Genomic DNA, 14564 nt, shown 5'->3' with positions numbered 1-14564 from the left:
GCGAAAAGTAAAATTATTTGCGAAAACGTTATATTTGCAACTCTAAAAAAAAACAAAATGAATCCAAAAATATTGATCATTGGCGCTTGCGGTCAAATTGGGACAGAACTGACTCAAAAACTTCGTAAATTATACGGAACAGAAAATGTAATTGCTTCTGATATTCGAAAATTAAATACTGACGTTGTAAACTCGGGTCCTTTTGAAGTTGTCAATGCTTTAGACTTTAACCAAATTGAGCACCTTGTTGAATTGCATCAAATTACTGATATTTATTTAATGGCGGCACTTCTATCGGCTACAGCAGAGAAAAACCCTGCATTTGCCTGGGATTTAAATATGAATTCATTATTTCACGTTTTAAATTTAGCTAAAGACAAAAAAGTAAAAAAAGTGTTTTGGCCTTCTAGTATAGCCGTTTTCGGTCCTACAACTCCGAAAGAAAACACACCACAATATACCATAATGGAACCTTCTACAGTTTACGGAATAAGTAAACAAGCTGGTGAAAGATGGTGTGAATATTACCACAACATCTATGGTGTTGATGTTCGTAGTATACGTTATCCGGGTTTAATTAGCTGGTCATCGCCTCCTGGAGGTGGAACTACTGATTATGCAGTTGATATTTTTTACAAAGCTCTTGCCGATAAAAAATACGAATGCTTTTTATCCTCAGAGACTAAAATGCCAATGATGTATATGGACGACGCTATCGACGCGACTATTAATATTATGAAAGCACCGATTGAAAAAATCAAAATACGTTCTTCATACAATTTAGCTGCGATGAGTTTTACGCCAACAGAAATTGCTGATGAAATTAAAAAACATATTCCTGAATTTACAATCTCATACAATCCAGATTTTCGTCAAAAAATTGCCGATAGTTGGCCTGCTAGTATAGATGATAGTTCTGCTAGAGAAGACTGGGATTGGAAACATAATTTTGATCTTGAAACCATGACCAAAGACATGTTGGAACATTTAGGATAGATCAAGTCAAGCCTATAAAAAAAAAGTCTCGTTTAAAAACGAGACTTTTTTTTATCCTTTAAGTGAAATTATTTCACTTCGTAAACATTATTGGACCCTTTTACATCAGCCATTAATCCACTTGGGTCGATGGTGATTTTTTTGATCGCGGCTTTATTTTTATCGATCGTAAAACTATAATTTGACATAGCCCAAGCCCAGTCATCCAAAACGATTCTTTTTACCTCAGGATTTGGATTTGGCTTAATAAAGTTCATCATTCGCAACGGAATATAGAAACTCTCAGAAGTTCCATCGGTGTACTCCACTTTCAAATCAATTGGCATTGGCATTCTTCCGATTCTCTCTAGAGACACCGTTGTTTTTCCCGCATTATCTGCAACATTCACTATACCATAATCAATCGTATTGGTCGTCTGAGTCCAATCCGTTAAATACCAATCTAACTCCGCACCAGAAACTCTCTCTGCAGTTCTTTTGATATCATTTGGCGTTGGGTGCTTAAATTTAAAATCGTTAAAATATCTTTTTAATGTAGCATCTACATTGTCTTTCCCTATTACATATTCCAGTTGCGATAAAAAGATACTTCCTTTTACATAAGAGGCAATGCTATAAGGTCTGTTTTCGTCGTAACGATCACCATGAGTAGTTTGCGGTTGTTCCTTTCCTGACTCTACTAATTTGTAGTAGGCAGCATAATTTCCTTTAAACGGATTAGTCTCTTTCTTAGTGGCAATTTCATTCAAAGCACTATCTTCAATATAAGTAGTAAACCCTTCGTCCATCCATGGATGTTTCGATTCGTTTGAGGCTAAAATATGTTGAAACCAAGAATGTCCTAATTCATGAGTTGCTGTTCCTAAAATCCCTTGTAGCGTTCCATTTCCTAACATTAAAGTACACATAGCATACTCCATTCCACCATCTCCACCTTGAATAAATGAATATTGTTTGTATGGATAAACCCCAACTCTATGATTGTAATACTCCATAACTTTAACCATTAATGGCTCTAGTTGTTTCCAGTTTTCTGTAGTTTTTGGATTGTTCTTATAGAAGAAATGCAAATCAACATCGTTTGGTCCTTTTACAATATCATGGGTGTATTCTTTATCTGCCGCCCAAGTAAAATCATGTACCATTGGTGCGATGAAATGCCATGTTAAGGTTTTTTGCTTTTTAGGATACACAACTGTTACACCAGCATCTTGATAACCGTGACCAATTGTATTTTTATCCTGTAAATAACCCGAACCTCCAATAGTATAGTCTTTATCAATCGTGATTTTAACATCAAAATTACCCCAAACGCCGTGAAATTCTCTAGCGATATACGGATCTGCATGCCAACCTTCGAAATCAAATTCAGCTAATTTCGGATACCATTGCGACATTGAAAGCGCTACACCTTCTGAACTATTACGCCCAGAACGACGAACCTGAACTGGAACTTGTCCGTCAAAATCTAAAGTAAAAGTCGTTTTGGAATTAGGCAAAATGGGTTTAGCCAAAGTCACCTCTAAAATGGTTCCTGCAACTCTAGTTTGAGCCGTTACCCCATCTTGTTTCAGATTGGATATTTTTAAATACCCAACTTCATTTGGTTTCAAAGTTTCAATTCGACTTTGCTTTACTTCTTTTCCATCGGCAGTTTTTACCTTATTAACCATTCTTCCGTCAGGATCTTTTATCGAATGCAAACGTCCGTCCATTTCACTTCCCGGCTGAAAAGCATTGGCAAACAAATGATAAAACACTTTTCTAAGGGTATCTGGAGAGTTATTGGTATACACCAGTTCTTGTTTTCCCTTGTATTGATAATTTTTCACGTCCATTGACACTTCCATTTTATAATCAACATGTTGTTGCCAATAGGGAGCGCTTTGTGCAAAAGCTGAGTTTAAACCTAAACTCAAAAAAGAAAGTAATATAATTTTCTGCATAGTTATTTAATAGAAATGGAAGAGTTGCCACTCTTCCATCAGATTAGTATTTCATCTTAATTATTTTCTAGACATTTTTTCAGCCATCAATAAAGCATTATAAGCATTAACCATCTTTCCGGTTCTTGAAGACTCGGCAGAAGGAACAGCCACAGGTTCTTGATCTGGATTTGGATTTTCACCCAAAACAAGGGCAGCAGGGAGTAAAACTCCTGAATCCATCAAAATATGTTTTACTTGTGAAGCTTTTAATTTCGGATAGTACGAACGAATCAATGCCGCTACTCCCGCTGCATTTGGAGAAGCCATAGAGGTTCCTTGCAAGTATTTGTATTTATTGTTTGGAACAGTTGCATAAATCTCTTCTCCTGGAGCAAAAACATCTACGTTGATTTTTCCGAAGTTTGAAAATCCTGCCACTACATTTTTCCCATATACTTTATTAATCGCTCCGATGGTAATTACGTTATCGGCAAACTCTTTAATGTTATCTTCAGAATCGTTTGGATAATTGATGTTTTCTGTTTTATCAACATCATATCCGTCATTTCCTGCTGCATGCACAATTAACACATCTTTTTTCTCCGCGTACTTTATTGCGTCATACACCCATTGCTTATGTGGAGAGAAACTTTTCCCAAAACTTCCGTTAATTACTTTAGCTCCATTATCAACTGCATAGCGAATCCCTAAAGCAATATCTTTATCATATTCATCTCCATCAGGAACAGCCCTAACAGTCAAAATTTGAACATTATTAGCCACACCGTCTCCTCCTAAATTATTAGAACGAACCTGCGCTATAATCCCAGCCACGTGTGTTCCGTGCAGTGCTTTTTCCTTATCTGGACCAAAAACAACATTATTACCATAATGACTGTCTTTGATGTCTTCTGGATTATCTCCTACTATTTTTCTACCATCATAATCTTTGTTTAAATTATAATTGAATTGATCGTAAACCGATTCTCTATAATCTTCTAACTCCGCTTCTGGGTCAAAAGTCGGACCAGCATTGGTCATAATTTGAGTCATGATCATTTTACTTCTGACTACTTTAGAATCCGTTGAAGAAATCCCATTCAAATCCTCCAATTTATAGGTCGTTTTACCTAGAGCCGTTTTTATCGTATTGTGAACATCTAATAAAAAATCAACTTGTTGTTTATCTGCTACAACTTTTTTAGATTTTTCTTCATATTGCGCCAAGGCATTTTTATAATCGATAGAACCATCATCACCTTTTTTAACAATTCTGGTCATTTCAAGATTTTCATGTACCGCATCTCCTAGAAAATTCCAACCGTGAACATCATCAATAAAACCATTTTTATCATCGTCAATTCCGTTACCTGGAATTTCTTTAGCATTGGTCCAAACTTTACCTTGTAAGTCTTCGTGCTCAATATCTACACCTGAATCCACAATACCTACAATAACTTGTACTCCCGTTTTTCCTTTTAATAATTCGGCATAAGCCTTATCAACGCTCATTCCTGGAATCGTATCTTTTACTAAATCTAAATGACTCCATCTTTTTAAATCATTTTCAGTAACTGGGGCTTTTTTTACAATTACCAAAGGTGCCGTAACGGTAATTTCTGGAGTTGAGATAGGCGCTTGTTTGATCGCACCACAACCTGCTAAAACAAGTAGTGCAAAAGCAGATAAACAAATAGGTTTTATAGGACTCATATATCTATTTTTAATATAAAGTTAAAAGATGGGTCTAAATTATGATATTTTGATAAAAAAAACTAACACTTAACAGTGCGTTGTGATTTTTAGACAGTAAATAGAGTGAATCTAAAGTCTTGAAAAAAGCCACTTCAACAGGAAATTTCTTGATTTAAAATTATAAAACGCACCTAAATCAATGGAAGACTTGAATCCCAATGTAAAATAAATCGCAGCAAAACTAAATCTGCTCCGACTTCAATAATGTTATATAAGAAGGAGAACCTGTTTTTCTTCAGGATTCCTTTTTTAAATTTTGTTTTAAAAAATCTCTTCGCAAGTAAAAACGTCTTTCAATCGCACCCCTTTCTCGGTATGCGCTACTGTTATTATTTGATTATGCGCGTCATGTTCCAAAAACAAATAGTACTCCTGATCCGCTGCAGCATTCAAAAATTTAGATTTTTCAGGTAGCGTTAATAAAGGTCTTGTATCATAACCCATTACATAGGGTAACGGAATATGTCCAGCTGTAGCCAACAAATCCGCACAAAAAACAATGGTTTTGTCTTGATATTTAATATGGGGAATCATCTGTTTTTCAGTATGACCATCGACATAAAAAATTCCGAATCCTACTTCATTTGAAATCCCGAAATCACCTTTTGGTCTCTGGATAAAATGAAGCTGTCCGCTTTCTTGCATGGGCAAAAGATTTTCAGCTAAAAAAGAAGCCTTTTCACGCGGGTTGGGTTCTGTAGCCCACTGCCAATGATTTTCATTAGTCCAGTATTTTGCATTTTTAAAAGCCGGCTCGTAACCTGTTTTATCGGAGTTCCATTGCACACTTCCTCCGCAATGATCAAAATGCAAATGCGTCATAAAAACATCGGTAATATCCTCACGATGAAAACCATATTTAGCCAAAGATTTATCTATAGAATGAGATCCCCAAAGCGAATAATAACCAAAAAATTTCTCCGATTGTTTATTCCCCATCCCTGTATCAATCAAAATCAAACGCTTACCGTCTTCAATAAGCAAACAGCGCGCCGCAATATCAATTAAATTATTAGCATCCGCTGGATTGGTTTTATTCCAAATGGTTTTAGGAACCACGCCAAACATGGCGCCCCCATCTAATTTAAAATTTCCAGATTCAATTGGGTAGAGTTTCATAATAATGATTTTATAAAAACAAAGCTAGGAAATACAATTTCCTTTTACTAAAAATTTTAGTAAATTCTCCAATCAAATACCACAAATCCACTGTAATCTTAATAAGGACTCTTATTTTACTCTAAAGTAACGGAATCGGTTCCCATAATTTCTTGTTTGTCGAAGAAATTGACAAAATAGGTCCCCTTACGAAAAGGGATTTCATCTGAATTCAGAACCCCGTACACAGTGGCTGGCTTTCCTTGAAAATCAACCGCTACCATAAAACTATATACTAAGGCCTTATCATTTCCAAATTCAACCAATTTGTTTTCGCCTAAAACAGTGTTTTTTTGATCTAAAACTTGAATATAGAAAACTCTTTTTCCCGTTTTTGCAATAGAATTTCCTAAAACAGAAAAACTCACTTTCAGTTTGTCTACGCTTTTGGCTTTGGTAGTTTCAAATTCCTTACCTGACTTATACTCTCTGATGGAAACCACCTTAAAATTCGACAACACTAATTTACCAGCATCCTTTAAGGTTGATTCTATTTTTTTCTGCTTAGAGACCAAAGTGTCATTTTCCAATCTTTGTTTGTACATAACCACATTCTGGCTTTCAATTTCGTTTAACAAATTTTTATTTTGAGACTTCAGATTTTTAATTTCTACCACTTTATTCGCCAATGTTGATTTTAAAGCAGAAAACTGTTTTTGATACACCCGAATTTGTGAAGATGAAGCATTTTTAGAGGCATTGATCACTTCTATCAAGTTTTCAACATTTCTTTTTTCCAACTCCAATTGCTGTGATAATGACGTTTTTTCGAGTATAGCCACATCATAAGCTAATTTTAAGACATTTAAAGAATCTAAAATATTTTTTTTCGCCAACGATTCTTCATTTAGGTTGACCACTTCCTGAGCTTTTCCTAGAACAGGAGCCGATTTCTCTACATTTCCACTCATCTTATTGCTAAAAAAGAAGAATATAAGACCTAATACAGAGACAAAAAATAACACAAAAAAACCCCTTAACCATTTGTTTTTATAATGTTTTATCATAATTACTCACAATTTTTTACAAAAATAGCAATATTTAACTCGCTGACACCCGTATAAACACCTGTTTTACTCCCTTGCTTATAGGCCTTTCTTTTTACCTTAAAATTGATCCGCTTTGACAGCCGCAAAGAACAGCTTTGACAGCCAGAGTAATCAAAATAAATTCTATCTATTTTAACATTTGTTATAATAATGTGAACCGTTATGGAAAAAGGTTTTTAAGTCGTATCTTTGCAGCAATTTCAATTGAACATAGAAATTAGCGTTTTAGAATAGGTAATAATTTGATTACTATTTAAATGCGAATAAAAATGACCAATAAAAACAAATACCATAAACAATGATAAAGGTTTCTGATACAGCCAAAAAGAAAATCATCGACTTGATGAAAGATGATGGTTTTGATGCCGCACATGACTACGTTAGAGTAGGCGTGAAAAGTGGTGGGTGCTCTGGTTTGTCATATGATTTAAAGTTTGATAAAACCAAAGGCGAGGACGATAAAATATTTGTAGACAACGACATAACAATTGCAGTTGAAAAAAAATCATTTCTATATTTAGCAGGAACAATTTTAGAATTCTCTGGCGGATTAAATGGAAAAGGTTTTGTATTTAATAATCCAAATGCAAGTAGAACTTGTGGTTGTGGAGAATCTTTTTCGCTATAAATTAAAAGAATCAAACAGAAGCAAAAATTTAAACACTTAAGATTTTTAAGCGTTTTAAAAAACTAAAAAATGTCAAAATATACTGAAGACGATTTAAAAATCGAACTCGAAACTAAAGAATACGAATACGGATTTTATACTGATATTGAATCGGAGACGTTTCCTATTGGTTTAAATGAAGATATTGTTCGCGCTATTTCTCTTAAAAAAGAAGAGCCACAATGGATGACCGATTGGCGAATTGAAGCTTTTCGCGCTTGGCAAGAAATGATCGAACCAGAATGGGCAAATGTTCATTATGAGAAACCTGACTTTCAAGCTATTTCTTACTACTCGGCTCCAAAACAAGTAGATCCTAACAAATCCTTAGATGATGTAGATCCTGAACTTTTAGAAATGTATAAAAAGTTAGGTATTTCTGTCGATGAACAAAAAATGATGAACAATGTCGCTATGGACATTGTCGTCGATTCAGTTTCAGTTGCTACCACTTTCAAAAAAACATTAGGAGAAAAAGGAATTATTTTCTGTCCAATTTCGGAAGCCATCAAAGAGCATCCAGAATTAGTTCGTAAGTATTTAGGAACTGTTGTACCTCAAAAAGACAACTTCTATGCAGCATTAAACTCAGCAGTTTTCTCTGATGGAAGTTTTTGCTATATCCCAAAAGGCGTACGTTGCCCAATGGAACTTTCAACTTACTTTAGAATCAATCAAGCAGGAACTGGACAATTCGAAAGAACTCTAGTTATTGCAGACGAAGGAAGCTATGTATCTTATCTTGAAGGTTGTACAGCACCAAGTCGTGATGAAAATCAATTACACGCTGCTGTAGTTGAATTAATTGCTTTGGACGATGCTGAAATTAAATATTCAACCGTTCAAAACTGGTATCCTGGTAACAAAGAAGGAAAAGGTGGTGTTTTTAACTTTGTAACCAAAAGAGGTTTATGCGAAACAAACGCTAAGATTTCTTGGACTCAAGTAGAAACTGGTTCAGCTGTAACTTGGAAATACCCTTCATGTGTATTAAAAGGAGACAATTCTGTAGGGGAATTTTATTCTATTGCAGTGACCAACAACTACCAGCAAGCAGACACCGGAACTAAAATGATCCATTTAGGTAAAAACACTAAATCGACTATTATCTCCAAAGGTATTTCAGCTGGAAAATCACAAAACAGTTACCGTGGATTAGTGCAAATCAGTCCAAGAGCGGATAATGCTAGAAACTTTTCGCAATGTGATTCCTTATTAATGGGAAACAATTGTGGAGCACATACTTTCCCTTATATCGAAAGTAAAAATCCTTCTGCAAAAATAGAACACGAAGCAACAACAAGTAAAATTGGTGAAGACCAAGTGTTTTACTGTAACCAACGTGGAATTCCAACTGAAAAAGCAATTGCTTTAATTGTAAACGGTTTTAGTAAAGACGTTTTAAATAAATTGCCAATGGAATTTGCTGTAGAAGCACAAAAATTATTAGAAATTTCTTTGGAAGGTTCAGTTGGTTAATTCCATTAACTAACAAGCATTTCGAAAGATGTAAAATATTTACGTCCAAACAAAAATAGAAATATTGGAATTTTCAAATTTCCAAATTAACTAATTTTCAAATTAAAAAGATGTTATCAATAAAAAACCTTCACGCCTCAATTGGTGATAAAGAAATCCTTAAAGGAATTAATATAGAAGTTAAAGCTGGTGAAGTACATGCCATCATGGGACCTAATGGTTCTGGAAAAAGTACACTTTCAGCAGTAATTGCTGGAAACGAAAACTACGAAGTTACACAAGGACAAGTTTTTCTTGAAGGAGAAGATCTTGCTGATCTAGCTCCTGAAGAAAGAGCACACAAAGGAGTATTCCTTTCGTTTCAATATCCTGTAGAAATTCCTGGAGTAAGTGTTACTAACTTCATGAAAACAGCTATCAACGAAACTCGTAAAGCAAACGGACAAGCTGAAATGCCTGCAAACGAAATGCTAAAAGTAATTCGTGAGAAGTCTGAACTATTGGAAATCGATCGTAAATTCTTATCTCGTTCATTAAACGAAGGTTTTTCAGGTGGAGAGAAAAAGAGAAATGAAATCTTCCAAATGGCGATGTTAGAGCCAAAATTGGCTATACTTGATGAAACTGATTCTGGACTTGACATTGATGCCTTAAGAATTGTAGCCAACGGAGTAAACAAATTAAAAAGCGAGAAAAACGCGATTATCGTAATCACGCACTACCAACGTTTGTTAGACTATATCGTTCCTGATTTCGTTCACGTTCTTTACAATGGAAAAATTGTAAAATCTGGAGGTAAAGAATTGGCTTACGAATTAGAAGAAAAAGGATACGACTGGATTAAAGCAGAAAACTAGTTTACAGTTACAGTTTACAGTTTATAAAAACTGACAACTCCTAACTCAAACTTACAACTACAAAAATGGATTTAAAAGAAAAATTAGTATCGTCTTTTATGGCTTTTGAAGAGCGTGTCGATGTACATACAGATCTACATAACATTCGCACAAATGCCTTAAAAAACTTCGAAAATAAAGGTTTCCCGACCAAAAAAGAAGAAGCTTGGAAATACACATCGTTAAACGCCATCTTAAAAAATGACTTTACGGTTTTTCCAAAGGAAGAAAATGCAATCGAATTTAACCACGTAAAAAAATACTTTTTACACGAAATTGACACTTATAAAGTAGTGTTTATTGATGGGGTTTTTAGTTCGCATTTATCTTCTACAACCCATGACGGAATCGATGTTTGTTTAATGTCATCGGCATTGACCAAACCAAAATACAAAATGATTATTGACAAGTACTTTAATCAAATAGCAAGTAAAGAAGAAAGTTTAACTTCTTTGAATACTGCTTTTGCTAGTGAAGGTGCTTATATCAATATTCCACAAAAGAAAGTAGCAGACAAACCCATTGAGATCATGTATTTCTCAACAGGAAACGAAGCCGCTTTAATGGTACAACCTCGAAATTTGATTATTGTTGGAGAAAATTCACATGTTCAAATCATCGAACGTCATCAAAGTTTAAACGAAAATCCAGTTTTAACCAATTCGGTTACTGAAATTTTTGCTCAAAAACGTGCTATTGTTGATTTTTACAAAATTCAAAACGACAATATCGAAGCGAATTTAATCGACAACACTTATGTTTCACAACAACAAGAAAGCCATGTTTATGTACATACGTTTTCTTTTGGAGGAAATCTAACGCGTAATAACTTGAACTTTTACCACTTTGGCGAAAGATTGACAAGTACCCTTAATGGAATTACCATTATTGGTGAAAAACAGCACGTTGACCATTATACCTTAGTAAATCACGCAACTCCAAACTGCGAAAGTTTCCAAGATTATAAAGGTATTTACTCTGACCGTTCAACAGGAGTTTTCAACGGAAAAGTATTAGTAGAAAAAGAAGCTCAAAAAACAAATGCTTTCCAAAAAAGCAACAATATTTTATTGAGCGACAAAGCTACCATCAATGCAAAACCACAGTTAGAAATTTTTGCCGACGACGTAAAATGTTCTCACGGTTGTACTGTTGGACAATTAGACGAAACAGCTATGTTCTACATGCAGTCTCGTGGTATTCCTCAAAAAGAAGCCAAAGCTTTATTGATGTACGCCTTCTCTAATGCCGTTATCGAAAGTATCAAAATACCGGAATTAAAACAACGAATTACCAAAATCATCGCAACCAAATTAGGCGTGAGTTTAGGATTCGATTTGTAGTCAACGCTACTCCTATATATACAACCCGACAAGCTTTAAACTGTCGGGTTTTTTTGTATCTTATAAATACTATTGTTTTACACTGGTGATCACTTCTTTTAGAAAGCCATTGAAATCAAAACCAGGCTCCTCTTCCTTCACTCCCATTCTCACGATAACCATATCCAAAGACGGAATAATGGCTACCATTTGTCCTTGATACCCACTACAGTAAAACATATCACGAGGAACGTCCGGAAATTTTCCGCCAGCATTTAGCCAAAACTGAGCTCCATACCTCCCATTTGAGGTATTGGTTGGTGTTGCAGTATACTTTACCCAACTCTCATCCAAAATCTGCTCCCCATTCCAATTTCCTTTATGCAAATACAACAATCCAAATTTAGACCAATCACGAGCAGTTGCCCACCCATAAGAAGACCCTACAAAATTCCCTTTCATATCCTGCTCCACGATCATCGAGTTCATTCCTATTTTATCAATTACAGCACTGTACCAAAAATCCACATATTCTTGATGCGTTTTAAACTGACTTCTTAAAATCCTGGATAATAAATTGGTCGTTCCAGAGGAATAATTCCAATGCGTATTGGGTTTAAACTGTGCAGGTTTATCCATCTGCACTTTTCCCATGTCTTCCGCTTGAAAAAGCATCTTAGTAGCATCACAAATGGTATTATAATTCTCTTCCCACTCTAAACCCGAATTCATATGAAGCAAATCATTAATGGTGATGTTTTTACGCTCATCGTTTTGCCATTCAACAATGGGAGCAGGTTGGTAAATAGCCATTCTTCCTTGCTTTGCCAAAACTCCAAAAACAGCACTAGTGACACTCTTTGTCATCGACCAGCCTAAGATCTTACTCTCTTTAGTAAACCCCCTATCGTATTTCTCCGCTATCAATTTATCTTTATACAACACGACAACAGCTCGTGTCCTTTTTGCTTTTCCTCCATCGACATCAAAAGCATCACTTACTGCTTTTTTCAATTTCTTATAATCGACAGTAGCAAACACCGTATCTTCCGGTTCTTTATTGCCATAAGGAAAAGACAAATTGTTCTGCAATTTCGTTCGCTTGGGAATATCGTAAGTCCCACTCAAATTAAAATCATCATTGATCAAAGTGGCCCCTAAGCCTTCTCGGTAAATAGCTTTGCGCTCCTTCAATCCATAAACCGCAGCTGTAGCAAATTTCCCTGCTTCATCAATGGTATTGGTTGCTAAATCCATCATCGGAATATCATTATCCGTTTTTTCAATTAATGCTTTAGAACGGTTATCAATAAAATGACCTGAAGCTATACTCTTGGCCGAAAAGCCAGATATTAATTCCAGTTTTGGATAGGTAGTAAATCCAAAATAAAAAATCACAATCAATAAGACAAGCGCGAATAACTTAATGCTTTTTTTCATAGTAGTCAATAGCTTTTTTACATACAACACAATCGATTCACCTTCACGATATTACCACACAATTTAGCTTAAAATTTCATAAAACTCACAAAACAGAATCAAATTTTATCAAATTATTAGCTACAACTTCAATTGATGGTATCATAAAAGGAAATTATAGAATTGCAGTATAAAACAATTTAGTTTTAGTACTTTTGTAAATAGAATTTTTCTAAATAAGACATGCTAGACATTCAAAAAATAAGAGCTGATTTTCCGATACTTTCACAAAAAGTAAACGGAAAAACTTTGGTATATTTCGATAACGGTGCCACTTCACAAAAACCACAAATTGTGATTGATGCTATCTCAAAATACTATCAGGAAATCAATGCCAACATTCATCGTGGCGTTCATACTTTAAGTCAATTAGCGACTGATGCCTACGAGATTTCTCGCGGCAAAATACAGCAGCACATCAATGCAAAATTTGCTCACGAAGTACTTTTTACTTCTGGAACGACGCACGGAATCAACTTAGTTGCCAACGGTTTTGCTTCGCTTTTAAAAGAGGGTGATGAAGTAATCGTTTCCTCTTTAGAGCACCACAGTAACATTGTGCCTTGGCAAATGTTATGTGAAAAAACAGGAGCTACTCTGAAAGTTATTCCAATGAACCAAGACGGTGAGTTGATCCTAGAAGCTTTTGATGCCTTGCTATCAGAAAAGACTAAAGTCGTTACGGTAAATCACATCTCGAACGCTTTAGGGATTATCAATCCTATAAAATATATCATTGAAAAGGCACACGCTGTTGGCGCTGCCGTTTTAATTGATGGTGCACAAGCTGTTCCTCATTTAAAACCAGATGTTCAGGATTTAGACTGTGATTTTTATGCCTTTTCAGGGCACAAAATGTGCGGTCCAACAGGAACTGGTATTTTATACGGAAAAGAAAGCTGGCTCAATAAATTACCTCCTTATCAAGGTGGTGGAGAAATGATCAAAGAAGTTACTTTCGAGAAAACGACTTATGCTGATTTACCACATAAATTTGAAGCGGGAACACCAAATATTGCTGGTGGTATTGTACTAGGAACTGCTGTTGATTACTTAAACAGCATTGGCTTTGACAATATCCAAAAACAAGAAGACGAATTATTAGCTCACGCCACAAAGCGTTTGTTAGAAATCGAGGGCTTGAGAATCTATGGAACTGGAAAAGACAAAGCCTCAGTGGTTTCGTTTAATATCGATGGAATCCACCCTTATGACATCGGTTCTATAATTGACAAATTAGGAATTGCTGTTCGTACTGGACATCATTGCGCACAACCCATCATGAATTTCTTTTGCATTCCTGGCACTATTCGTGCTTCATTCTCGTTTTACAACACTAAAGAAGAAATTGATTTAATGGTTGAAGCCGTTAAAAAGGCGCAGACCATGCTAAGCTAAAAATAGACTCTATGCGACTACTATCTATATTACTCGTCACGATTTTCATCGGAACAGCATGTTCTAGCCAAAAAAAAGCAGATATGACTTCAACACAAATTGAATACACTGCTGTTTCTAGAGGCATTTTTAAAAAGATAGTAGTGCACAACAAAACAGTTTCAGTGAGCACCGATAGAAATGCTCCAACTGTTACAAGCAAAATAGACGATGCCAAATGGAATCAAATTGTGTTAGCATTTTCTACCATAAACCTAGAGAGTATTCCAAGCTTAAAAGCACCTACCGAAAAACGATTTTACGATGGTGCCGCAATTGGAAATTTAACGATAATTCAAAATCAAAAAACATATGAGACCCAAGGTTTCGACCATGGTTTTCCCCCAAAGAAAATAGAAAAATTGGTCCAGTTGTTATTAGATTTTGCTAAAGATTAA

The 14564-nt window shown here is 35.2% G+C and carries 12 protein-coding genes; 7 read left to right on the top strand and 5 right to left on the bottom strand.

What is annotated here, in order from left to right; translation table 11 throughout:
* The first annotated feature begins 57 nt into the window (after window positions 1-57).
* The gene (locus AC51AA_RS13930; protein WP_500702836.1) at window positions 58-996 is read left to right on the top strand and encodes an L-threonine 3-dehydrogenase; all 939 of its coding nucleotides are present in this window, start codon (window positions 58-60) and stop codon (window positions 994-996) included.
* Between the two features lie 68 nt (window positions 997-1064).
* Here AC51AA_RS13930 and AC51AA_RS13925 read toward each other — a convergent pair whose 3' ends face one another.
* From AC51AA_RS13925 to AC51AA_RS13910, 4 genes are all read right to left on the bottom strand, one after another.
* A complete protein-coding gene (locus tag AC51AA_RS13925) occupies window positions 1065-2942 on the bottom strand; it encodes a M1 family metallopeptidase (RefSeq protein ID WP_500702835.1) in 1878 nt (625 codons plus the stop codon).
* 60 nt (window positions 2943-3002) lie between these two features.
* A complete protein-coding gene (locus AC51AA_RS13920; protein WP_500702834.1) occupies window positions 3003-4637 on the bottom strand; it encodes a S8 family peptidase in 1635 nt (544 codons plus the stop codon).
* Between the two features lie 303 nt (window positions 4638-4940).
* The gene (locus tag AC51AA_RS13915; RefSeq protein ID WP_500702833.1) at window positions 4941-5798 is read right to left on the bottom strand and encodes an MBL fold metallo-hydrolase; all 858 of its coding nucleotides are present in this window, start codon (window positions 5796-5798) and stop codon (window positions 4941-4943) included.
* Window positions 5799-5914: 116 nt separating this feature from the next.
* On the bottom strand, window positions 5915-6844 hold the full coding sequence (locus tag AC51AA_RS13910) for a DUF8428 domain-containing protein (RefSeq protein ID WP_500702832.1): 930 nt from the start codon (window positions 6842-6844) through the stop codon (window positions 5915-5917).
* Between the two features lie 340 nt (window positions 6845-7184).
* Here AC51AA_RS13910 and AC51AA_RS13905 point away from each other — a divergent pair, with 340 nt between their 5' ends.
* The 4 genes from AC51AA_RS13905 to sufD all read left to right on the top strand — a co-directional run bounded on the left by AC51AA_RS13905 (window position 7185) and on the right by sufD (window position 11271).
* Complete coding sequence (locus tag AC51AA_RS13905) at window positions 7185-7514, top strand: HesB/IscA family protein (RefSeq protein WP_192186384.1); 330 nt, start codon at window positions 7185-7187, stop codon at window positions 7512-7514.
* A 69-nt stretch (window positions 7515-7583) separates the two neighbouring features.
* Window positions 7584-9032, top strand: coding sequence for a Fe-S cluster assembly protein SufB (gene sufB, locus AC51AA_RS13900; protein ID WP_500702831.1), 1449 nt, complete (start codon window positions 7584-7586; stop codon window positions 9030-9032).
* Window positions 9033-9142: 110 nt separating this feature from the next.
* A complete protein-coding gene (gene sufC / locus AC51AA_RS13895; RefSeq protein ID WP_500702830.1) occupies window positions 9143-9889 on the top strand; it encodes a Fe-S cluster assembly ATPase SufC in 747 nt (248 codons plus the stop codon).
* Window positions 9890-9954: 65 nt separating this feature from the next.
* Window positions 9955-11271: a Fe-S cluster assembly protein SufD gene (gene sufD, locus AC51AA_RS13890; RefSeq protein WP_500702829.1), complete on the top strand. Its 1317-nt coding sequence runs from the start codon at window positions 9955-9957 to the stop codon at window positions 11269-11271.
* Window positions 11272-11340: 69 nt separating this feature from the next.
* On the opposite strand, the gene AC51AA_RS13885 is transcribed toward sufD, so the two are convergent.
* The gene (locus AC51AA_RS13885) at window positions 11341-12690 is read right to left on the bottom strand and encodes a serine hydrolase domain-containing protein (protein WP_500702828.1); all 1350 of its coding nucleotides are present in this window, start codon (window positions 12688-12690) and stop codon (window positions 11341-11343) included.
* Window positions 12691-12912: 222 nt separating this feature from the next.
* On the opposite strand from AC51AA_RS13885, the gene AC51AA_RS13880 reads away from it, so the two are divergent.
* Both AC51AA_RS13880 and AC51AA_RS13875 read left to right on the top strand, forming a co-directional pair.
* On the top strand, window positions 12913-14127 hold the full coding sequence (locus tag AC51AA_RS13880) for an aminotransferase class V-fold PLP-dependent enzyme (protein ID WP_500702827.1): 1215 nt from the start codon (window positions 12913-12915) through the stop codon (window positions 14125-14127).
* Between the two features lie 83 nt (window positions 14128-14210).
* Window positions 14211-14564: a hypothetical protein gene (locus tag AC51AA_RS13875; protein ID WP_500702826.1), complete on the top strand. Its 354-nt coding sequence runs from the start codon at window positions 14211-14213 to the stop codon at window positions 14562-14564.

The sequence above is a fragment of the Flavobacterium sp. OHVDL-2026-0007 genome (assembly GCF_059882335.1).
Note: the sequence above shows the minus strand (reverse complement) of the source record. Positions and strands in the feature narration are given on the sequence as shown.

Bases quoted from the DNA above. Each gene is read 5' to 3' on its own strand.
- AC51AA_RS13920 (WP_500702834.1), bottom strand. From the start codon at position 4,637: ATGAGTCCTATAAAACCTATTTGTTTATCTGCTTTTGCACTACTTGTT.
- AC51AA_RS13905 (WP_192186384.1), top strand. From the start codon at position 7,185: ATGATAAAGGTTTCTGATACAGCCAAAAAGAAAATCATCGACTTGATG.
- AC51AA_RS13915 (WP_500702833.1), bottom strand. From the start codon at position 5,798: ATGAAACTCTACCCAATTGAATCTGGAAATTTTAAATTAGATGGGGGC.
- sufC (WP_500702830.1), top strand. From the start codon at position 9,143: ATGTTATCAATAAAAAACCTTCACGCCTCAATTGGTGATAAAGAAATC.
- sufD (WP_500702829.1), top strand. From the start codon at position 9,955: ATGGATTTAAAAGAAAAATTAGTATCGTCTTTTATGGCTTTTGAAGAG.
- AC51AA_RS13930 (WP_500702836.1), top strand. From the start codon at position 58: ATGAATCCAAAAATATTGATCATTGGCGCTTGCGGTCAAATTGGGACA.
- AC51AA_RS13925 (WP_500702835.1), bottom strand. From the start codon at position 2,942: ATGCAGAAAATTATATTACTTTCTTTTTTGAGTTTAGGTTTAAACTCA.
- AC51AA_RS13875 (WP_500702826.1), top strand. From the start codon at position 14,211: ATGACTTCAACACAAATTGAATACACTGCTGTTTCTAGAGGCATTTTT.
- AC51AA_RS13880 (WP_500702827.1), top strand. From the start codon at position 12,913: ATGCTAGACATTCAAAAAATAAGAGCTGATTTTCCGATACTTTCACAA.
- AC51AA_RS13885 (WP_500702828.1), bottom strand. From the start codon at position 12,690: ATGAAAAAAAGCATTAAGTTATTCGCGCTTGTCTTATTGATTGTGATT.
- AC51AA_RS13910 (WP_500702832.1), bottom strand. From the start codon at position 6,844: ATGATAAAACATTATAAAAACAAATGGTTAAGGGGTTTTTTTGTGTTA.
- sufB (WP_500702831.1), top strand. From the start codon at position 7,584: ATGTCAAAATATACTGAAGACGATTTAAAAATCGAACTCGAAACTAAA.